Source organism: Gardnerella sp. DNF01180P, assembly GCF_049244205.1.
GTDB lineage: Bacteria > Actinomycetota > Actinomycetes > Actinomycetales > Bifidobacteriaceae > Bifidobacterium > Bifidobacterium swidsinskii.
The window spans coordinates 856,412-878,927 of sequence record NZ_CP058386.1; the positions used below are offsets into that span (position 1 = coordinate 856,412).

Annotated in this window: 18 protein-coding genes and 2 pseudogenes; 11 read left to right on the forward strand and 9 right to left on the reverse strand. The window is 36.8% G+C overall.

Annotated elements, in window-relative coordinates:
• Positions 1-332: 332 nt before the first annotated feature.
• Positions 333-3,130: pseudogene (locus HXT40_RS03285) on the forward strand (DNA methyltransferase).
• Between the two features lie 291 nt (positions 3,131-3,421).
• Here HXT40_RS03285 and HXT40_RS03290 read toward each other — a convergent pair.
• Positions 3,422-4,180, reverse strand: coding sequence for a hypothetical protein (locus HXT40_RS03290; RefSeq protein ID WP_116440409.1), 759 nt, complete (start codon positions 4,178-4,180; stop codon positions 3,422-3,424).
• Positions 4,181-4,586: 406 nt separating this feature from the next.
• On the opposite strand from HXT40_RS03290, the gene HXT40_RS03295 reads away from it, so the two are divergent.
• Together HXT40_RS03295 and HXT40_RS03300 are read left to right on the forward strand one after the other, a co-directional pair.
• The gene (locus HXT40_RS03295; RefSeq protein ID WP_012914161.1) at positions 4,587-4,901 is read left to right on the forward strand and encodes a type II toxin-antitoxin system RelB/DinJ family antitoxin; all 315 of its coding nucleotides are present in this window, start codon (positions 4,587-4,589) and stop codon (positions 4,899-4,901) included.
• Positions 4,898-5,230: a type II toxin-antitoxin system RelE/ParE family toxin gene (locus HXT40_RS03300; protein WP_012914160.1), complete on the forward strand. Its 333-nt coding sequence runs from the start codon at positions 4,898-4,900 to the stop codon at positions 5,228-5,230. The genes HXT40_RS03295 and HXT40_RS03300 overlap by 4 nt, the downstream gene beginning before the upstream one ends.
• Before the next feature lie 267 nt (positions 5,231-5,497).
• Here HXT40_RS03300 and HXT40_RS03305 read toward each other — a convergent pair.
• A pseudogene (locus HXT40_RS03305) lies at positions 5,498-5,665 on the reverse strand (ATPase); the annotation flags it as partial.
• Positions 5,666-6,032: 367 nt separating this feature from the next.
• Between HXT40_RS03305 and HXT40_RS03310 the strand changes: the two are divergent.
• Positions 6,033-6,332, forward strand: a complete 300-nt coding sequence (locus HXT40_RS03310) for a hypothetical protein (protein ID WP_410310400.1) — start codon at positions 6,033-6,035, stop codon at positions 6,330-6,332.
• Between the two features lie 165 nt (positions 6,333-6,497).
• Here HXT40_RS03310 and HXT40_RS03315 read toward each other — a convergent pair whose 3' ends face one another.
• From HXT40_RS03315 to HXT40_RS03325, 3 genes are all read right to left on the reverse strand, one after another.
• Positions 6,498-7,214, reverse strand: coding sequence for a hypothetical protein (locus tag HXT40_RS03315; protein WP_421777153.1), 717 nt, complete (start codon positions 7,212-7,214; stop codon positions 6,498-6,500).
• 195 nt (positions 7,215-7,409) lie between these two features.
• Positions 7,410-8,333, reverse strand: coding sequence for a hypothetical protein (locus HXT40_RS03320; RefSeq protein WP_020757464.1), 924 nt, complete (start codon positions 8,331-8,333; stop codon positions 7,410-7,412).
• Positions 8,334-8,398: 65 nt separating this feature from the next.
• Positions 8,399-10,345, reverse strand: a complete 1,947-nt coding sequence (locus HXT40_RS03325) for a type I restriction enzyme endonuclease domain-containing protein (RefSeq protein WP_225791482.1) — start codon at positions 10,343-10,345, stop codon at positions 8,399-8,401.
• Between the two features lie 579 nt (positions 10,346-10,924).
• Here HXT40_RS03325 and HXT40_RS03330 point away from each other — a divergent pair.
• The 3 genes from HXT40_RS03330 (at position 10,925) to msr(D) (ending at position 14,281) form a co-directional block, all read left to right on the forward strand.
• Positions 10,925-11,095, forward strand: a complete 171-nt coding sequence (locus HXT40_RS03330; protein ID WP_000873143.1) for a hypothetical protein — start codon at positions 10,925-10,927, stop codon at positions 11,093-11,095.
• Between the two features lie 385 nt (positions 11,096-11,480).
• Positions 11,481-12,698, forward strand: coding sequence for a macrolide efflux MFS transporter Mef(A) (gene mef(A), locus HXT40_RS03335; protein ID WP_000417519.1), 1,218 nt, complete (start codon positions 11,481-11,483; stop codon positions 12,696-12,698).
• A 119-nt stretch (positions 12,699-12,817) separates the two neighbouring features.
• Positions 12,818-14,281, forward strand: coding sequence for an ABC-F type ribosomal protection protein Msr(D) (gene msr(D) / locus HXT40_RS03340; RefSeq protein WP_000420313.1), 1,464 nt, complete (start codon positions 12,818-12,820; stop codon positions 14,279-14,281).
• 117 nt (positions 14,282-14,398) lie between these two features.
• Here msr(D) and HXT40_RS03345 read toward each other — a convergent pair whose 3' ends face one another.
• Positions 14,399-14,689, reverse strand: coding sequence for a DUF5960 family protein (locus HXT40_RS03345; RefSeq protein ID WP_004121959.1), 291 nt, complete (start codon positions 14,687-14,689; stop codon positions 14,399-14,401).
• Entirely contained in the window at positions 14,689-14,901 is a 213-nt protein-coding gene (locus HXT40_RS03350; RefSeq protein WP_004121956.1) for a helix-turn-helix domain-containing protein, read from the reverse strand. Before HXT40_RS03350 ends, HXT40_RS03345 begins: the two co-directional genes overlap by 1 nt.
• 311 nt (positions 14,902-15,212) lie before the next feature.
• Between HXT40_RS03350 and HXT40_RS03355 the strand changes: the two genes are divergently transcribed.
• The 4 genes from HXT40_RS03355 to HXT40_RS03370 all read left to right on the forward strand — a co-directional run bounded on the left by HXT40_RS03355 (position 15,213) and on the right by HXT40_RS03370 (position 20,813).
• On the forward strand, positions 15,213-17,537 hold the full coding sequence (locus tag HXT40_RS03355; RefSeq protein WP_004121944.1) for a phage/plasmid primase, P4 family: 2,325 nt from the start codon (positions 15,213-15,215) through the stop codon (positions 17,535-17,537).
• Between the two features lie 418 nt (positions 17,538-17,955).
• Complete coding sequence (locus HXT40_RS03360) at positions 17,956-18,903, forward strand: phage major capsid protein (protein WP_004121942.1); 948 nt, start codon at positions 17,956-17,958, stop codon at positions 18,901-18,903.
• Positions 18,904-18,921: 18 nt separating this feature from the next.
• Positions 18,922-19,089, forward strand: coding sequence for a hypothetical protein (locus HXT40_RS03365; RefSeq protein ID WP_004121940.1), 168 nt, complete (start codon positions 18,922-18,924; stop codon positions 19,087-19,089).
• 71 nt (positions 19,090-19,160) lie between these two features.
• The gene (locus HXT40_RS03370) at positions 19,161-20,813 is read left to right on the forward strand and encodes a recombinase family protein (RefSeq protein WP_050567752.1); all 1,653 of its coding nucleotides are present in this window, start codon (positions 19,161-19,163) and stop codon (positions 20,811-20,813) included.
• 335 nt (positions 20,814-21,148) lie between these two features.
• Here HXT40_RS03370 and HXT40_RS03375 read toward each other — a convergent pair whose 3' ends face one another.
• Positions 21,149-21,925 carry a hypothetical protein gene (locus tag HXT40_RS03375; protein ID WP_410310402.1) on the reverse strand — a complete coding sequence of 259 codons (777 nt, stop codon included), beginning with the start codon at positions 21,923-21,925 and terminating at the stop codon, positions 21,149-21,151.
• A gap of 57 nt (positions 21,926-21,982) precedes the next feature.
• Entirely contained in the window at positions 21,983-22,477 is a 495-nt protein-coding gene (locus tag HXT40_RS03380) for a recombinase family protein (RefSeq protein ID WP_410310403.1), read from the reverse strand.
• Between the last annotated feature and the right edge of the window lie 39 nt (positions 22,478-22,516).

Sequence of the window (22,516 nt, forward strand, 5' to 3'; positions counted from 1 at the left end):
AAAATAAAGGAGCCCACACAACGCCTAAGGTGAGTAAATCAACCGACGGCATGGAGCCGACTTTCAACGCAGGAAGACTCCTATAAAGGATATTAGTAAATATTGCATTATTGCACAACATTGACCTTGTTTGTATATCAAATCTAATTTATAGAGTTGGCACGCAAGTGTATCAAAATTGTTGCGTAATGAAACAGTTTTGATACGCAAATATTGAGTTGTTGTACGTAGATGTTGGCTTATTATACACAGATGTTGAGTTGTTATTATGTACAAATTGAGCAATAAAAACATGTATAATCCCTAGCAGGTTGGATAATAGACGCATGAATATTGCGGATCAACACAAGAAGGCAGCCGAGTTTATTGAGCACTGGCAAGGTCGTGGCGACGAAAAGCAGGAAACACAGAAGTTTTGGCTTGACCTTATGCAAAATGTTTTGGGTGTTCCAGACGCAATAAGCAATACCGAGTTTGAGTATCGTACTGCTAACCGTGGGTACATTGACATGTTGTGCCCTGATTCTCGTTTTCTTGTTGAGCAAAAAAGTAAGAATGTTGATCTTGATAAGCCTGAAGAACGTCAAGGTGATTCTGTTACTCCAGCTGAGCAAGCTGTGAGATATTCCGACAATCTTCCGCCTAGTAAAAAACCTACTTTTATTTGTACCTGTAATTTCAACACTTTTCGTTTTTATGATCTTGAGAAAGATCCTAGAGCACAAAAGTCACCAGTTGAAGAGTTTACGTTAAATAAGCTTGCTGAACATTTAACAGTATTCCGTAATATTTTTAGCGAGAATCGTTCGCGTAACTATATTGAAAAACAGCTTTCTGAAAAAGCCGGATTGTTAGTAGCTAATTTACACAATGAGCTAGCGAAACAGTATGCAGATCCGGATAGCGAAGAAGAACATCATTCTTTAGCATTGCTAACTGTTCGTATAGTGTTTTGCTTATATGCTGAAGATGCAAACTTGTTCACGAATCATATTTTCAGTAATTATATTCATAATGTGCAAGCTAGCGATCTTCGTAGGAAACTTATTGATTTATTTAATACTCTTGATACTAAAGAAAAAGATAGAGATAAGTATCTTGAAAATGAGTTACAACAGTTCCCATACGTAAATGGTGGATTGTTCCGTGAAAATATTGAAATTCCTCAACTCACTGAGCCAATTAAAGACGCTATTCTTCATGCTGGAGATGATTTTGATTGGCATACAATCAGCCCTGTTATTTTTGGCTCTTTGATGGAAGAAACGCTAAGTCACGATCAGCGGCGAAAAGGCGGAATGCATTACACTACTGTGAAGAATATTCACAGGCTTATTGATCCACTATTTTTAGACGACTTAACAAATGAGCTTACTCAAATTGAAATTGATCAAAAAATTTCTGAAAAAGTTCGTAAAAATAAACTCGAGAAGTATCAGAATAAGCTTGCAAGCCTTCAGTTTTTAGACCCCGCTTGCGGTTCAGGCAATTTTTTGACTGAAACATTTCTTTGCTTAAGAAAGCTTGAAAATAGAGCGATTGAGCTTATGCTTGGCGGTCAAGGTTACGTTGATTTAGGAGATAACAATAGCCTTATAAAGGTAAGTATTGATCAGTTCCACGGCATTGAGATTAACGATTTTGCTGTGTGTGTTGCTAAAACTGCATTGTGGATTGCTGAGCAGCAAGCTTTAGACGATACTGAAAGTATTGCAGGATGCGCTTTACCTCATCTTCCTTTGCATGATTCGGGGAATATTGTTAGAGCAAATGCTTTGCAATACGACTGGAATGATTTGCTTTCTGCAGATAGATGTTCGTATGTGATTGGAAATCCGCCGTTTGTGGGGCAATATTTGAAGTCTGTAAACCAGACTGAAGACATGAAAGCTGTGTGGGGAAAAGATTACAACGGTTATCTCGATTACGCTACTGGTTGGTATAGGAAAACAAGCTTATATCTTGCTCATAATCGTTATGCTGCTTTTGCTTTTGTGTCAACTAATAGTATCACTCAAGGTCAGCCTGTGCCAGCATTATTCAAACCGCTGTTTTCTGAAGGTTGGCGTATTCGTTTTGCACATAAGACGTTTGCTTGGAATGCTCAATCTACTGATAATGCAAATGTGCATGTTGTGATTGTTGGTATGGATAAGCAAAGTGACAAGATTTTGCAACCAGTTTTATATAGTTACGAAAAAATTAATGGTGAGCCTACTAAAACCTTAGTTTCTCACATAAATCCATATCTCGTGGGGGGGGGTATGACATTTTTGTTGAAAAACGTAGCCAGGCTGCAGGCCCTCTTTCCTTTATGCTTAAAAAAGTAGATAGAGGTTCTGAGCCAACGGATGGCGGTAATCTTATTCTTAATACTCGTGAAGAATATGATGAAGCAATGAAAGACCCTATTGCTGCTAAATATGTGCATCCTTTCCGCATGGGTAAAGAACTTATTAATAATATTGAACGCTGGTGTTTGTGGCTTTTAGACGCTGAGCCAAATGAAATGCGTGAATCAAAATTTATTGCTCAACGTATCGAAAAAGTTTGTAGAATGCGTGAAGAAAGCACTGCTGAAGAAACGCGAACTAAAGCTAAGACTGGATGGATATTTGGAAGAATTAATCAACCAGATAAAAATTATCTAGCTATTCCACGCGTATTTACCAATCGTCGCGAATATGCTACTTGCGATTTATATGAGCCAAATATTATTGCTGGAGACAAAGTTTATACATGTATAGACCCAGATGGATTTAATTTTGCAATTATTGAATCATCTATGTTTATGACTTGGCAAAAGGCTGTTGGTGGAAGATTAAAAAGTGACCCTAGCTTCTCCAACACAGTCGTTTGGAATAATCTTCCACTTCCAGAGCTTACAAGTGATATGCGAGCAAAAGTTATTGAAGCAGGTAAAGCAGTACTACAAGCGCGCGCGAATCACCCAGGCCAATCTCTAGCAGATTTGTATGACCCAACATACATGCCAACAGATTTGCGCAAAGCTCACGATGAGCTAGACAAAATAGTAGACGTTGCTTTTGGTTCTGCAAAGCCTTGCACTAATAATGACGAGCGTTTGGAAATTCTCTTCAAATCCTATATTCGCATGACTAAGGAATGAATTTAATATAAGCAAACCTATAAAACAAAAGCTAATCTGGTGAATATTATTGGGGGCATAATCCAAGATCTAAACACCGTTACTAACTCAGTCAACGAACTGAGAAAGTAACGGTAAAACGCAAAACGCCGTTAATATCTCAGCTAACGAACTGAGAAAATAACGGTGTTTAACGATTGCTACATACTACTTTCTGAATCAACCAGCTTAAAGCCGCAGCGCACTAAACTTTTTAGCGATAGTCTTCACTAAGTACGAACAACAGCCTAAAGCACGCAAAATCGTCTGATCCTAATACCCAATTACATCTTTCTCAACTTCGCGTATAACGTCCTCGGATATGTTTTCAACAGCAATACGATAGACCTTATTCATGCGAGGATTATAAATACCCAAGTACTTAATATTCTGAAACTCTGGATGAATAGAATGCAAACCCATACGCCAATACATAAGCAGTTGAAGAGTCTGATCCTTATCCAACTTTTCTTTAGAAACTTTGAGATCCCACAAAGTATCAGCTGTTATAAAATCACCATCGCCAGCACTTACCGTATCGGTGTAACCGCCCTCTAGCGTAAAACCGTCAAGCACCTTCGGGTCATAACACTCAAGAAAATGAAGCGAGCGTTGAACCATAACTCTAATGTTTTGGATTGTGTGCTCATCGGGATTGATTTCATCAAAAGGCCTGTATCCAATAGGATCATATCTAAAGCATACGTCGAATCCAACAAGTTTGACGGCGTTAACTATATCTTCATCGCTAAGTCCTTTAATGTCGGACAGAAGTTTCGATGCATTATCGTGTTCGTTTATAATCATTGCGCCCAGTAAAGAAATTTTAAACGCGTCTATTGCACTCGATCCAGACATTAAACGAGTCATGTAGTCAACTACTATACCAACTAAACTTGGGTGAATGTTCTCTTTATCATATAAGTCTTCTATTCCTTCGCCTAATGATTCTTCAACAAAATCTTTTCGTGGCAAATATCCACCATAAGGTTGTTTAATGCTCTTAATGCGTTGTGTAACTGAAGATCCCATAACTAAACACTCTCCTCTTTAAAAGTGCGTACAGATTATGAAAATAATTTAATAGAAACAACGTACGTATTTAATAGAATCAACGTACGTACGAATTTGTTGAGACAAAAAACTGATATGTAATTCTTTTGTACTACCCCACTGCAATTTTTAACGTGTTAACAAAAGTCTCAAGTAGCGTGATACTTGCGAAACATATAACACAGAAAGCAAACAGTTTCTGTAATCACATGACCACCAAAAGCGCGTTATTTGTTCGTCAATGCGCCTAATTCACATCCAACAAAAAACACCTAAACCAACAACGGAAAGCTATAATCTGAATAGTAGTTAAACTTTTGCTTTCATCTGCTTGCGTATGCTTGCAACTATTTTGTAAAATAAGGTCAGAAAGGATGCGAACACAATGACAAACACAAACGCTGTATATGCAAGAATAGATACAAATCTTAAAGAAAACGCTGAAAGCATATTGAACCAGCTTGGAATAACTCCATCTTCAGCAATCCAAATGCTTTATAGTCAAATCGTTTTACAAAAAGGCATGCCATTTGAACTTCGTCTGCCGACTAATACACAAGAAAAACCGCTTGCTTTAGGTAATTTAACTCGAGCCGAACTGGATGCAGAATTACAAAAAGGCATCGATTCACTTTCGACTGGCAAACAATATAGTGCAGATGAAGTAGAACAATTCTTCGCTAAGGAATACGGCGTATGAGCACAACCTATAGCGTCATTTATTCTCCGCAAGCGTTCCTTGATCTTACAGAACTATACGAATACATTCGCTTTACATTACAAGTTCCAAAAACAGCTGAAAAACAAGTCAACCGCATTAAGAATGCTATCCGTTCTCTTAACACTATGCCTATGCGCTATCAGCTTGTAGAGTGGGAGCCGTGGCATTCTATGGGAATACGCAGAGTTTCAGTCGATAACTACACAGTTTTTTACCAAGTAGACGAAAACCAAATGACTGTAACAGTTATTCGTATCTTCTACTCAGGCAGAAATATTGAAAACATTGTTAACGACTCAAACAATTAATGCGCGATTTGGGATAGAAAAGTACTGGCAACGTATTCACACTTTTTAGTGCACACTATGGATATTGGGTGCACCTTTTAACGATAGGAAAATATCGCAAAAAGGTTTAAGATTGGCTTAATAGCTTGATTTTTGGGAATGAAACCAGCCTAGAAGCCCCCCCCAGGCTGGTCGTAACGTTTCGTAGGATTTGACACTCTTTTTAACTTTTGCACTAGTTTATTTCTATGTCTTCTAATCGTTCCTTTTCTTAATTATCTTTCTTTCTTAATTATTCTCTTTCAGCGCAAGTTCTATAAGCTTATCCGTGTAATCAGCCATAAATAACGGAATATTCAACATATCATCGTCTAGTTTGAGATTATTCAGCGAGAATCGTATGCGTAATTTCGTTTGATTAGGGAATAATTCTTTAAACTTTTTCAAGCTAGGTCTGTCTAGATTACCTTTACTAGTTAACAACGACATCCACGTGTTAACATCAAGTAATCTTCCGTATGCGTCAAAATATCTCTAAACTTTATGTCATGCTCGTAAAAGCAAACAAAGTCTTGCTTATCACAGCTACACTGCCTTTGAGAAAACGGCACAAGACCACTAGACACAACAATATAATTTGGAGCATCAATATGTGGTATGTCAACCATTCCTGAGATCTGAAAATTTCTTTATCCTGAAGCTTTATACAGTCTTTTTGCGTAGCGTATAATAGGTCTTTGGAGATTTTTACCTACCACTTTTTAATTTTGTTGCCTTTGTTTCTACATTGAAGTATGTTATCAGCAATAGGAGGTACAAATTTATGGATAAGAATGAAAACATTAATTTACCTAAAACGGTCACCATTACTTTAGATCTTGACAAATTATACAATGAACTAAAAGAAAATGGTTGGAAACCTAATAGTACGGCTAAATACTACAAGCATTACATCCTTAAACATATTGGTAAAGAAGATACTATTCTTGGGCCTGACGAAAGCGTGAGATATCTAATTGATCTGCTTACAACAATTTCATCCCGTCATTTCTTATCAATGATTGAACCAGGCCCCGGTAAAGAAGCTCTTATAAAACGTGTTATACACGAATATGAAAAATAGGGATATACAAATATTATTTTTTCTTATAGCCTATAGCTGCTTTACTTATTTTCTTACGTAAAATTATCAAATACCCCCCTATTTTTTCAAGCACAAAAGTCTAACTTTTTGGGGTCACATCACATTTACATCTGATAACTATTTCTTAGTTCTAAGTAATATTATTTATTCAACTCCTATGGAATTTAAAAAATCAATAAGTGCTTTTCCAAGTTCTTCGTTTTCTTTTACTAGTTTTATGCATTTTTTAGGAATGTAGTAGAATTCATTGGCTTCATCTCTTAAAACTATGAAATTTTTTTCTTCGCCTTTAGGGCAATTGTTTTTTTCGCATAAAACTCCGTAGTGAGATTGATTTTTATATGTATTTCTTAAGGTATTTCTTACTAGCATGATTTGTTTAATTTTTTCCCCTTTTATTACTCCCTTCAAAGCATCATGTGGGTGAAAATTACCTGTAGTTATATCTACGTTATAATTGTTAGAATGTATTTTAGCTTTTTTATAATTTTTTTGTTTACTTATGCGATAAAATAAATTATTACCTTCTTCATCAGATAACTCATCATTTTCTTCATAATTTCTCAAATCTATTATATCCGTACTTGTATTTGTATTTAAATCATCTTCTGTAAGTCCAAAAGTATATGGCATTAAAAAAATTTTGTTATATTTAATCCTGTAAATATCCACTTCATTTTCTAGATCTATTACCCACCAATATAAATTTTTGAATTTACCTCTACCTCTATGCATGTTAATTTGATTTTGATTTGTTTTAAATTTACTTAAATCCTTATTCAATGTTTCTATCTCAGAATATGCTTTTCCAGCATTTTTTATTTCAGTATTTAACTCTTCTTTCGAACTATTGTTACCCATAATAAACTCTCTCTCCTTCTGCGTAAAATACACATACAAAGCCAGGTGCAAAAGGAGTGTTCAGTAAGGGATTAAAAGAAAACCAACTGAAAGCCTTTAAGCGGGAACATAAGAAATAAAACGACCATACAAGAGTAGAGATACTCTGTGTGGCCGTTTTCTTATACTCAGATACCGAAATAGTATTTGAGATTTTTAGAACAAACCTTGTATTTGAGCTTGTATTAACACTGCAGTAACGCTGGCACCTGTATTAATTAAAAAGTCTTTTAGTCCAACCAATGCTGATTTTAAAATATGCGGTTTCTTCTCTTCTTCAATTTTTAATTTGATGTCAGCTAATAATTCTGTTGCGGTTTCTATATCCTCTTTTGATAAATCAGATTCACTAATACTTTTTTCAACGGCATCAACTACATCCTTAACTTTATCATAGGAAAATGTAACTGTATTCTCACTTCCAGACACTATCTGTACATTATCGGATGGCGAATTGATCACACTTGTATTCCCGTAATAATTATTCACGGTTTGCGGCATGTTCACTGCGGATTCTTTTTCAGTCTCAGAGAAAACCATATTTTCCCCTACAATACCTTCCGATTCTAATTTCAATGTCCATTCTAAAATAGTATTTTTGACTTTTTCTTCAATGTCTTTAACTGCAGTTGTAGGTACATGTAATGCATAATCCATTGGAAGTAGCGAATCAGCCATTTTATCAAACAATGCAAGTTGTTCGCCTGAAAAATCTAAAGTTAATACATTTCCTGAGGACTGACATAAAGAAATGATTTCAGAAATTGAATTTACTAACTTTCTTTCACAAATCTTTTTTTCGTATTCATTATCCTGTATTGAGGTTGGAATCCAACCGCGATAAGGATTGAAAGTTTTTAAACTTCCACGAACCTTTCTATACTCAGGGCAAGATTCTGGGTCAGGATAACCATTTAATTCGTGTTGAATCCATTGATCAAAATCAGCAAGCTTTAATTTTGATGCAATCAAATGTGCTTTGCGTAATATATTAACAACATCGCAATTTGATGACACAATTTCATTCTGTAATTCTAAAACAATACTTCCCATGTTATTCACCATCCTTCTTTCTACCATATAGGGCACTATTCTCAGCAAACATCATAGTTCTTCACATAGAAGCAATAAGGAAAAGGAATAATCTAACTTTCTGAAGTTGTTTCAGAATGCTCCTCAAAATTTTCTACCTGCTCCATCACCTTTGTGAACACTTCAGGACTATACTGTGGCGGATAGCCGTTCTTAACCAAACAAATCTTTATCTTCAATTTTAACTGATTACGCACATTCTGATTGTTGAGCCAGTCCACAAATGAAGACTCGGTATCTATTATTTCCTTAACTTTTTTAGCAAGTGTCTTGCATTTATCGTTTATCACAACACCGTTAACTTCTTTGTCAATGCCATATTCAAACTTATACTGGTCACGAAGAGCAATCAAAATATCATAGAATGCCTTTTCTTCAAAGGTTAATCCTATTTTACGGAAACTCTCACGATTTTCGTTCATCTGACGAAGTATCACTAAAGCTTGTTCAGTTGCAGCCTTAATAATATCTTCTGAGGCAGCTTCCTGTGTTGCCCCGGCTTCTTCAGCAGTAAGGTGCTTACGTCTTTCATGGTACTCATCAATAGTCTTTTCAATCATTTCTTGGAAAGATTTCGCTGCTAATTGGTTAACCCTGCCATATTCCTTTATTTGCTTACGGAGCATTTTGATAAGTAATTCTAACTTTGTAGCAGGCATTTCTACATCTGATAATTTTTCAAAGTATTCAGGAGAGAAGATATCTTCTTCCTCGCCACTTTCAAGAACACTTTCTACCTTATTGTATTTTAATGCCTCTTCAACCATCTTTGATACCACAAGATTCATAGTTTCAGCATCAACATCGCTGGTTCCACTCATTTTACGAACGAAGCCTGCTATAGCCATAAAGCACTGTGCAAGCGCAGATTCTTCTTCGCCCAGATTTCCAGAAGGTTGGCAAATATCAAAAGCACTTCTCATTCTCTTAACAGACTTTAAGAAATATGTCTTAAATGAGACCTGATTAGTTTTTCCGTTTCCTTCTGTCTGCAAGACCTGTGCTGATGTAAAGACATACTCAGCCGCTTTGGAAAGTAATTTATATCTTTCAACAGGGTCACATTTCGTATTAAGGAATGGAGCTAAGTCATAATCTGTAAACAGTGCTTTAAGTATTTCAATCTCCTCCCTGAATGCAGAGGTAGCCTGCTCAACGTCATCCGATGTGGGAGCAACTGATGTATCACCACCGTAAACCTTCATGGCCTCACGCATATTATCGCGAATGCCAATATAGTCGATAACCATACCATATTCTTTGCCGGGATATTTTCTGTTTACACGACTGATAGTTTGAATCAGCAAGTGCTTCTTCAAAGGCTTATCGTTATATAAATATGTAAGTGACGGAACATCAAATCCCGTAATCCACATATCAACTACGATAACAATATGGAAATTAGACTTTTCCTGTTTAAAGGCTGCATCCAGTTCTTCGCAACGTTTATCATTTTTAACTCCACCAAGATAGTTATACATCTCAGCTTCATCATTACTTCCAACACTCGATACCATAGCCATAAATGGCATAGGCTTTAATTCTTTAAGTTCTTCATCTGTTGCAGTAACTCCGTCAGGAGTTTTCTTTTCTTCAAACCATTCCGGATATTTATCCTTGAATTTCAAAAGAAGTGAATATGCAATTTTTCTGCTAGAGCAGACAATCATTGCTTTCTGAATTCTATCTGGGTCACTATCACAAGATGAAATATAATGGTCATGAATATCTATAGCAAGCCTCTCCAAGCGAGAAGGCTCGCCAAGGATAACTTCCATAGAACTCATTGCACGTTTACTGGCTTCAATATCATCATACGTTGCACCATCATCGGCACACTTTTTATAGTAATTTTCAATTTCTTTAGCTTTGGTCTTATCAAGTAACACCTTGGCAATACGAGGATGATACTTAATAGAAACAGTTAGTCCATCTGCGACCGCCTGATCCATAGTGTATCTATCAATTTCCTGACCAAAGGTCTGATATGTTTCGGCAATAGGAGTTCCTGTGAAACCTACAAACGTAGCATGTTGAGGCGGTAAGTTTGCTAGTCAAGGAGTAAAACGACGAAGATTAGCATTTACTTCCGCCCATGCGATAGCTGTCCGTGATTGACAAGTGCTAGCACGCAGACAGAACGGAGATAGCGAACCGCTGAGTGTGTCGCTCTGCTCGTAAAAGCTTAGAAACCTTTGAACGAAAGGGATAATGAAAGCCTTGATTGCAAGGCTTTTTGCTTTATGGTGGGTAAGTATCAGAGTGAGAAAATTTTTGGAATGAGTAGAAGTGATAGCTAGAAATTATCAGTTTCTATTTCCATTTACCCTGTGGGTACGTGTTTGTTTCCATTGACAAGGAGTTTGTGGGAATAGAAATGTACCCACCTTGTTTGAATCAAGTGAAGTGTAGTTGAAGGAAATCTGTTGAAAGCAATACTTCATTTTACCGAATAAGTAATAATTTAGGCAACTTCAAATCGATTAAAAAAAACTATTTTAAAGGTTAAGAGTAGACAAAAATTGTCCACTCTTTTTTGCAAACTCAATTTATCAATAAATGAAATGAGGGAATGTAAAATGAAATATTTTGAGGTTGAGTTAGAAAATCCTGATGAATTTTTAAAACTACAAACAGAAGATTTTGTGAAAGCTAATCGCTTGCTACTAAGGAAGATAATCCAGAGCGTTACAGTCTATGAAGAAAACTTCGTCATATCCTTTAAATCTGGCATCGAATTGGAAGTATGAGTCTCATTCCATAACTTTTATATTGAACATATCATCTTGTTGTGTTATACTATAAATTGATATAAACAAAGATGTAGGAGGAACCGAAACTATGACAGCCTCAATGCGTTTAAGATAAGCTGGCAATAAAAAAAGCAGAATCTATACCCGATGATAGGCTTTTTTGTTGTGCTTATTTATACGATATTGAGCATTCATTAGTTACGGTGAGGATATTGGTTATTTAACTATACCTTTATTTAACTATGTCTTTAATATGAATGTTTCCAAATTGTATGTATGCAGACCAAAAGCCACATTGTGGGGTTTGGCCTGCATTTTTTATTGCCTAGAATGCTATTCAAAATAGAAATTCAAGCAAAATAATATGCAGGAGATAATATAAATGGAAAAATACAACAATTGGAAACGAAAATTTTATGCAATATGGGCAGGGCAAGCAGTATCATTAATCACTAGTGCCATCCTGCAAATGGCGATTATTTTTTACCTTACAGAAAAAACAGGATCTGCGATGGTCTTGTCTATGGCTTCATTAGTAGGTTTTTTACCCTATGCGATTTTGGGACCTGCCATTGGTGTGCTAGTGGATCGTCATGATAGGAAGAAGATAATGATTGGTGCCGATTTAATTATCGCAGCAGCTGGTGCAGTGCTTGCTATTGTTGCATTCTGTATGGAGCTACCTGTCTGGATGATTATGATAGTATTGTTTATCCGTAGCATTGGAACAGCTTTTCATACCCCAGCACTCAATGCGGTTACACCACTTTTAGTACCAGAAGAACAGCTAACGAAATGCGCAGGCTATAGTCAGTCTTTGCAGTCTATAAGCTATATTGTTAGTCCGGCAGTTGCAGCACTCTTATACTCCGTTTGGGATTTAAATGCTATTATTGCCATCGACGTATTGGGTGCTGTGATTGCATCTATTACGGTAGCAATTGTACGTATACCTAAGCTGGGTAATCAAGTGCAAAGTTTAGAACCAAATTTCATAAGGGAGATGAAAGAAGGAGTTGTGGTTCTGAGACAAAACAAAGGATTGTTTGCCTTATTACTCTTAGGAACACTATATACTTTTGTTTATATGCCAATCAATGCACTATTTCCTTTAATAAGCATGGAACACTTTAATGGAACGCCTGTGCATATTTCTATTACGGAAATTTCCTTTGCATTTGGGATGCTAGCAGGAGGCTTATTATTAGGAAGATTAGGGGGCTTCGAAAAGCATGTATTACTAATAACAAGTTCATTTTTTATAATGGGGACCAGTTTAGCCGTTTCGGGAATACTTCCTCCAAATGGATTTGTAATATTCGTAGTTTGCTGTGCAATAATGGGGCTTTCGGTGCCATTTTATAGCGGTGTGCAAACAGCTCTTTTTCAGGAGAAAATTAAGCCTGAATATTTAGGACGTGTATTTTCTTTGATCGGAAGTATCATGTCACTTGCTATGCCAATTGGGTTAATTCTTTCTGGATTCTTTGCTGATAAAATCGGTGTAAATCATTGGTTTTTACTATCAGGTATTTTAATTATTGGCATTGCTATAGTTTGCCAAATGATAACTGAGGTTAGAAAATTAGATTTAAAATAAACAATATTGGAGGAATATTTATGTATCTTATTTTCATGTAACTCTTCCTGCTAAAATCGCAGGGTTTTCCCTGCATACAAGCAAATGAAAGCATGCGATTATAGACAGGAGGAAATGTTATGGAATTAATATTAAAAGCAAAAGACATTCGTGTGGAATTCAAAGGACGCGATGTTTTAGATATAAATGAATTAGAAGTATATGATTATGACCGTATTGGTTTAGTAGGAGCAAATGGTGCTGGAAAAAGCACTTTACTCAGGGTACTTTTAGGAGAATTAACTCCCCCAGGATGTAAAATGAATCGTCTGGGTGAACTTGCCTATATTCCCCAGTTGGACGAAGTAACTCTGCAGGAGGAAAAAGATTTTGCACTTGTAGGCAAGCTAGGTGTTGAGCAATTAAATATACAGACTATGAGCGGTGGTGAAGAAACAAGGCTTAAAATAGCACAGGCCTTATCGGCACAGGTTCATGGTATTTTAGCGGATGAACCTACGAGCCATTTAGACCGTGAAGGAATTGATTTTCTAATAGGACAGCTAAAATATTTTACAGGTGCACTGTTAGTTATTAGCCATGACCGCTATTTTCTTGATGAAATAGTAGATAAAATATGGGAACTGAAAGATGGCAAAATCACTGAGTATTGGGGAAACTATTCTGATTATCTTCGTCAGAAAGAGGAAGAACGTAAGAGCCAAGCTGCAGAATACGAACAATTTATTGCGGAACGTGCCCGATTGGAAAGGGCTGCGGAGGAAAAGCGAAAACAGGCTCGTAAAATAGAACAGAAGGCAAAAGGTTCTTCAAAGAAAAAAAGTACTGAAGACGGAGGGCGTTTAGCTCATCAAAAATCAATAGGAAGTAAGGAAAAAAAGATGTATAATGCTGCTAAAACCCTAGAGCACAGGATTGCGGCCTTAGGAAAAGTAGAAGCTCCGGAAGGCATTCGCAGAATTCGTTTCAGGCAAAGTAAAGCATTGGAGCTCCATAATCCATACCCTATAGTCGGTGCAGAAATTAATAAAGTATTTGGGGATAAGGCTCTGTTTGAAAATGCATCTTTTCAAATTCCGTTAGGAGCAAAAGTGGCGTTAACTGGTGGTAATGGAATCGGAAAAACAACTTTAATCCAAATGATCTTAAACCATGAAGAAGGAATTTCTATTTCGCCTAAGGCAAAAATAGGTTACTTTGCACAGAATGGTTACAAGTACAACAGTAATCAGAATGTTATGGAGTTTATGCAGAAGGATTGTGACTACAATATATCAGAAATTCGTTCAGTGCTAGCATCTATGGGGTTCAAACAGAACGATATTGGAAAAAGTTTATCTGTTTTAAGCGGTGGAGAAATTATAAAATTGTTGCTTGCTAAAATGCTCATGGGTAGATATAACATCCTAATAATGGATGAACCCAGTAACTTCCTTGACATACCAAGTTTAGAGGCTTTGGAAATACTAATGAAGGAGTACACCGGAACTATCGTGTTTATCACCCACGATAAACGATTACTCGAAAATGTAGCAGATGTAGTTTATGAAATTAGAGATAAGAAAATAAATCTGAAACATTAAATTTAAGGTAGTCGCTGGTCAGTATAGTCTGTTCTGGTTGGCGACTCCATTGTTAAAGAGTATAAAGACTTTAGATTTTATGAATATTAAAAATAGGAACAGTCAATTGAACTGCTCCTATTTTTCTGCTAAATATATTGTAGTTTTCTTATATGTATAATGATAGATTAGCGGATTCTCATCTACGGTACTTACTTCAAATATGAAGAAGTGATCGCGGTTACCTGCATATTTGTTTTCTAACGCTTTTAGTGCGAGTAGGTTATCTCCATGTATGAGCATGTTTTCTGTATTAGGATCATTTTTGCAGTTTGATTTTTCTTTATCCTCAACTAGAATCCTAGGCTCTATTTTGATTTCTTTATCCTTACCAAGCCACGTAAGTTCCAGTTTTTGATTATTAGCCATTACTTTTCATCCTCCGCTATAAATTCCAAAATATCGTTGGGCGTGCAGTGTAAAGCTGTGCAGATACCTTCCACTTTTTCCAGTGATATATATTGCCCAGTGCGTAGTTTCGTAATAATGTTGGCGGAAATATTGCTCATTCTCATTAAGTCCTGATTGGAAATATCTTCTTCAATCATGCGATGTAATAGTTTTTTATAACTAACAGCCATAATTCCCTCCTTATTTTAATAGTTAAATATTATCACGATTCTGTGAGTATATCAACGATATAAAGAGCTAGCCACTCCGGAATATAGCAGATTAAAAAAGTCTCCTTTGCTATTCATTCAAGGCAAATGCCTAATGAATGCTTAGGAGATTTTTATTGTCAAAAATTTTTTCTAAAACCGTCAGATTACACCCTCTTTCATGGCTACCAAGTAGAAGACCAAAAAAACTTTTTAAGACAGGTTAAAAAGTCGGCTTTTTCTTTTGCCTGTGATGTAGAAGGGATAAGCCTTCTAGAAAAGGAGGATCAAATATGGATCTAGAGAAACTGCCAAAAGCACTAAAGAACAAGAATATCTTTTGTTCATGGAAGTACGAGCAGCAAGAAAACGGTAGGCTCACTAAGCCGCCTTATAACCCCATAACGGGAAAGAAAGCAGCTACAGACAACTTAAGCGATTTCACCTCGCTTGATGATGCCATGAAAGTAAAAGACCAATACGACGGAATTGGTATAAAGCTTGTTGATAACCTCTTAGGCATCGATTTAGACCACTGCATCGATAATGGCATCATTAAAGACTGGGCAAAAGAGATTATTGCCCATTTCAAGCACGCTTATATCGAATACAGCCCAAGTAAGCATGGCTTTCATATCTTGCTTCTGTTTAACGGCGCATACGATAAAAAGTCTTATTACATCAAGCATGGGGATATTGAGGTTTACAGCGCTCTAGCTACGAATCGCTATCTAACAGTTACGGGCGACGTGTATCAGGAAGGCGAGCTTTTAGAAGACGATGAAGCCATCATGTGGCTTTTAGACACGTACATGAAGCGAAACATAAACACTCATGAAAAAGAAAATAACGCGTGTACAAGGTCATATTTAAGCGATACATCTGTTATTGAAAAAGCTGGCAACGCCATAAATGGAGCTAAATTTACAGCACTTTGGCATGGTGACATTTCGGCTTACCCTTCTCATAGCGAAGCAGATGCCGCGCTTGTGTCTATTCTTGCCTTTTACTGTGGCGGTAACAAGGAGCAAATAGACCGACTTTTTCGTAAGTCTGCTTTATTCCGTCCTAAGTGGGATGAACACCGTGGCGCGGATACTTATGGCAACACAACCATTCAGAAAGCTGTTTCTAAATGTCATACCTTCTATGAGCCTTTCCATAATGCAAGTGCTGAGGAAGACTTTGATGATCTCTTATCTAAATTACAGGAACTAAAGCCTGATGAAAATATACGATATCGCAACGGTGATTTAGGTAATGGCAGATTGTTTGCTGATATTTTCCAAAACATTCTGCACTATGTACCGGAGCGCAAAATGTGGTTCATCTTCGATGGTGTACGTTGGACTTGCGATATTGGAACGCTTAAAACGATGGAACTATGCAAGGATTTAGCTCTTTCTCTTATACGTTATGCTGGTGTCATTAAAGACGAGAGAACCCGTTCCATGCTTGTTGAGTATTGGAACAAATGGAGCAGCCGTCGTAACCGTGAGATTTATATCAAGGAAGCTCAAAGCGTTTACCCCATTTCGATGGAAGCGTTCGATAAGAACATTTATCTATTTAACTGCCAAAACGGAACTTTAGACCTTCAGCACGGTGTATTTCGCAAGCACTTAGCAACAGATCTTATTACCAAAGTATCACCTGTGTTTTATGACCCGAAGGCAAGAAGTGAACGTTTTCGCCAGTTTGTCGATGAAATTATGAGCGGAGATTGTGAGAAAGCCTTGTATCTTCAAAAGTCATTAGGCTATGCGTTAAGCGGTGATACACGCTATGAGTGCATGTTCTTTCTTTTTGGAGAAAGCACAAGAAACGGTAAAGGCACACTCATGGAAAGCGTTCTGTCTGTGATGGGCGATTACGGAAAAGCGGTACGCGCGGAAACCATTGCTCTAAAGAAGAACCCTAATAGCTCACAGCCGACCGAGGATGTAGCACGCCTTGCCGGTGTTCGCTTTGCCAATATATCTGAGCCGAGCCGAGGACTATTCCTTAATTCAGCCCAAGTTAAATACATGACGGGAAGTGATACCTTAAACGCTCGATTCCTGCATGAGAACAGTTTTGACTTTAAACCACAGTTCAAACTGTACGTGAACACCAATTATCTGCCCGTCATCAGCGATATGACAGTGTTTAGTAGCGACCGCATGCAGATTATTCCCTTTAACAGGCATTTTGAAGCGTGGGAACAGGATAAAACCTTAAAGGCGGAGTTTTCTAAAAAAGAGGTGCAAAGTGCCATTTTAAACTGGCTTCTTGAAGGCTTTACCCACCTCCGAGATGAAGGCTTTAAGCCGCCTAATAGCGTTCTTGATGCCATTTTTAGTTATGCCCACGACAGTGACAAGATGGCACAGTTTGCTGAAGATGTACTCGTTAAAGACCAGAGCTCTGAGATTCGAACGGCAGTTGTATACGACCACTACAAGAAGTGGTGCATTGATAACGGCTGTTTTTCTGAGAACAGCAGAAACTTCAATCAGGAATTAAGAAAATTTGCCGAGGTTGTAAGAAAGCGTCCCAAGACAGGCGGAGAAAAAACCACGCTTCTTAAAGGCTACAGGCTTAAAAGTGAGTTTAGCGATTTTTTAAGTGGCAACTAGTGGCAGTTAATAACCTATATCCCCATATAACCCTATAAGGCAATAACGAAATTTAACTGCCACATCATGCCACGTTTAAGGAGGTGGTGCCTATGATTGCGTAATTCGTATCGCAAACCTGTGTTGAACATGAAGAAGAAATACTATCATGCACAAATCAAAATACTGAAATGATTTCAGCTTTTTGACAACATTGAAGAAAGAAAACCTGCCTAGGTACTGTGCTGTTAGAAATTTATTCGCATACTACTTTCTGAACCTAACCCCCTAGGGGGGGTCAAATCTCTAAAGAGTACCCCTTCGGGAACGGGCGCAGGGTCTTGCGTGCAAAAACAGCGAATTCAAAAGGGTAAATGGGCAAAATCAAGCAAATTACTGCAGTAATTGCAGAAAACAGTAATGAAAGGAACTAACAATTATGATTAACAGAGATATTGAAAAAGAAATGAAACTAGCAAGTCAGGACTACCACAACACGTTTTGGAACGTACTGCGCGACGCAAATGGTAATGCGAACAATATTGCAGGAAAACTGCGCCACATTCATACAGGTGCCTATGATTTGCCGACTTCTTCTCTAGCAAAACTCGAAGCAAAACTTGCAAACAAAAGTAATCTTAGAAAACTGTGTACAGTGGTAAAAGCACACTCGCAATCAAGCAAATTGTTCATCTATGAAGGTACACCGTTCACTAAATGGATGAAAGATTATGATGCGAATATCATTACGCATATGCCTATTAAAGATGGCTTTAAGCGTATTGATGTAACGGATTATACCCTAGTTAACCTTATTCGTTTGGGTACGGATTTTACAGCTGATCTTGACTTTGATATCGAAGAGTTCATCACAAGCGAACTGACAAAGCAATTTACATTGAGTGAGTCGGAAGCTTTTATAAATGGCGATGGGATAACTAAGCCGACAGGAATTTTATCAGATACATCAGGTGCTGAGGTTGCTGTGCAAGCAAAAGAGATTTCCGCAGATACCATCAAACATTTATTCTTCTCGCTAGATAGTAAGTATCGAGAAAATGCCACGTGGCTTATGAATGATGAAACTGCTCTTTATCTTCAAACCTTAAAGGACACTACCGGAGCATACATCCTACCTGATTTTGATGGCAACTTAATGGGCAGACCTGTGGTCATTGACAATGCCATGCCTTCTTCGCAAAAGGGAGCAAAAGTTATCGCCTTTGGTGATTTTTCCAACTATTGGATTATCGAACGCCATAACCCAACCATCAAGGTTCTAAACGAAATATTTTCTCTTATAGACCAGATAGGTTACCTCTCTTTTGAGTATTTGGATGGGAAACTGGTACATCCTGAAGCAATTAAAGTATTGCAACTTTCTTAAACAAGGAGGTCAAAATGCATGGATGAACAAATTAAGGATACACCGGTAAAAACCGAAGTGTTAAGAATCGGAAATACTGAATTTACGGTTAACTCTCTTGAAAGCAAGAGTGCTCAGAAAGGTGTCAAAGACCTAATCAAACACCTTATTTTAAGCAATTTAAACCATGTAATAGAAGCTAAATAACTTGATAAATTCTGAGTTATACGGGAATATATACTGACCGCTTGAAGGCTGTCGGAAAGGAGGAAAAACAGATGAATAAACTAAATAGACAGCCTTCTTATACTCTAGATAATGTAGGCAAGATAACGGCACTTTACTGCCGTTTATCCAAAGACGATGAATTACAAGGTGACAGCAATTCCATTATCAATCAAAAGAGCATGCTGAAAAAGTATGCCGAGGATAATCATTTCAACAATCTTATGTTCTTTGTAGACGATGGCTACTCGGGTACTAATTTCCAGCGACCTGATTGGCTTAAATTAACTGCTCTCATTGACGAAGGAAAGATTGGAACCATTATCGTCAAGGACATGTCACGCTTGGGTAGAGATTATCTGCAAGTTGGTATGTATACAGAGATGGTATTCCCTAACGCTGATATTCGCTTTATTGCAATAAATAACGGCGTAGATAGCAATAATCAGTCAGACAACGACATGACACCTTTCATCAACATCTTCAATGAGTTTTATGCTAAAGACACAAGCAGAAAAATAAAAGCTGTGTTTAAAGCAAAAGGACAAAGTGGGAAGCCGCTCTGCATCAATCCTCCTTACGGATATCTTAAGGATCCTGAAGATAAAAATCATTGGATTGTAGATGAAGAAGCTGCCAGTGTAGTGCGTGAAATCTTTAGACTCTGCGTTAATGGGTATGGGCCTAGCCAGATTGCCAATGAGCTAATCAAAAGGAATATTCCAACACCTTCTGAGCATTTTTTCTCTCTTGGTATTAAAATTCCTTCCGCGAAATCGGAGATTAAGGGAGTCTGGAATCAAAAAACTATCTCTAATATGCTTGAAAAGCAAGAATATCTTGGGCATACGGTCAATTTCAAAACAAGAAAGAAATCGTACAAGTGCAAGAAAACATTATTGAATCCCAAAGAAGACTGGCTAATTTTCAAAAACACACACGAAGCAATTATTGACCAGGAAACTTTTGATATTGTTCAACGTATAAGAGATGGTAGACGAGTGCGTACCAATCTTGGAGAGATGCCGGTGTTATCGGGAATGCTATTTTGTGCGGATTGTGGTAACAAGCTTTATCAGGTTCGAGGAAAAGGTTGGAGCCATGATAAAGAATACTTTGTCTGTGCTACATATCGTAAGCAAAAAGGCAAATGCTCATCACATCAAATTAGAAATATTCAGATCGAAGCAATACTGCTTCACGAGCTACGAATGATTACTTCATTTGCCAAACAGCACGAAGAAGAGTTCGTGGGACTTGTGATGAAGAAAAGCGAGAAAGAACTAACCCAAAAGTTAAAGTCCTCTAATAGGGAACTCGAGCAAGCAAAAGCAAGAATTAGCAAACTTGACACAATTGTTCAGCATCTCTATGAAGACAACTTAGACGGTAAAATTTCTGATGAACGATTTAAGAGCATGTCTGAGTCCTACGACAAGGAACAAGCTGAACTGAAAAGCAAGATTGAATCCCTTGAAGCCTTTATTTCTAAAGCGCAAGAGGAATGTCTCAACGTGGATTCTTTCTTGAAATTAGTACGACAATACACAGATATACAAGAACTTAATGCAGAGATCATTCGAACCTTTGTAGATAAGATTTATGTTGAAAAATCTGAAAAGGTAGCAGGTACAAGAACCAAGAAACAAACCATATGGATACAGTGGAATTACATAGGTGCAGTTGATATTCCACTCCATAAGTAAAATCGGCGTAGCCGGTAGTAATACCGATTACGCCGATAATTTTTTAGGAATTAAATCCCTAAGTGAATGCCCCTAATGGTGTGCATTTTTCTTACATCAATCTTGTACACTCCACGCGTCTCGACATTACGCCTTGGACATTAGGCAAACACACTCCACGTGTGATAGTTAGGTTATATTCTATCTCATTTTTATTTCATAAAACCGCTAATTATTCTTGTTTTACATCATTATCGTCTGCACCAACTATTTTTTTGATTAGGCTAATATATGACTCAACTATAGAAAGTGCTAAAAAATAATTATTATTTCGTTATAACCTCTCTCATAAGATTTTATCTATATAGTAATGAGTTGTATTTTACCAGCTTTATTTCTGGTGTATTCCCATAAGAAAAGTCGAGATACCCTAAAATTGCTATATCATATTCTTTAGTTTCATCTATTTTATCTTCAACTCTTCCACGAAATACTTTTGTTTTATATCCCCATGTCTCATCTCTTCTTTTGGTATAAATCAATAGTTTGAAAAATTCTTCAGATGGCTCAACTCGTCCCTCTTGCTCTGCTTGTTTCACTGGCTCAACCTTTAATTTAACTTTACCATAGAATATAAAAACTTTACCTTCATATTCTTTATCTAACCGCATACTAAAACTCTTTCTTGGGATTGTTCGTTGTATTGAATTGCCCCCGTTAGAACTTTTTATAATAAGTGGATTATCTCTTTGTGTGTGACTATTTATCTTAATGTCTGTTGATGTGTCTCTATTCATCAGCATATTTAATGCTGATTCGAGCTTATCTTGAATTTGGTCTTCATTAATTGTTTTTACATACTCAATTATTTGTTTTTTAGTAGCATAATCATAATTATAGGAACAGTTGCCTAAATGATTCGAAGTAGGCTCTTTTGATAAGTATTCACGGTTCTTTGATGTTTTGTGTGTAAAAGCTAGTCTGGCTTCTTTACATTCTGGACATCTCATATTTCCTTTATAATAAGATATGTCACCGTTATTTTTTTCATAATGCTCTTGAACTTCATCTAATTCATGAAATTGAACGTCTTTAACAAAATAAAAATCATCAAATTGTTTTCTTTTCACCATCTTACCTCATTTATATTTACAATTTTGTGTTATCCTCTGATGTACTATAACATAACTTTATTTTTTTGAACTATATTTTCTGCTCTTTCTAACATTGTCCTCATTAAGATTACTTCTACTTGATTTTTCTTTTTGAACCTTATTAAATACTTCCTCTGTAATAATTGCTTCATGATTGTCTTTTAGAAGATAATAATTTTCTTTATTTACTGAATCTAATAGTTTTACAGAACCTGTATATTTTTCATTTTCTAACATGGTTTCAATACTTCTTTTTGGCCATTTGTTTTTCTCTGTTGGAGATTTAATATTTTCTTTTTCAAGTTCTTTGACAATGCCTATGACACTTTTCCTATCTAAGTACCAATTAAATATTTTCTTGACTATTTTTGCTTGTTGGAAATTTATAATCAACTCTCCATTTTCATCATGATTATAGCCATAGCTCTTTCGATTATAAAGTTTTGATGTGCCTTGTGCTGCTCTTTGCTTCAGACCCCATTGTATATTTTCACTTCTCTGTCCGTTTTCTGATTGTGCTAATGATTCCATAATGGATATGATCATATCTGTATCATCTTCTTGGCTATC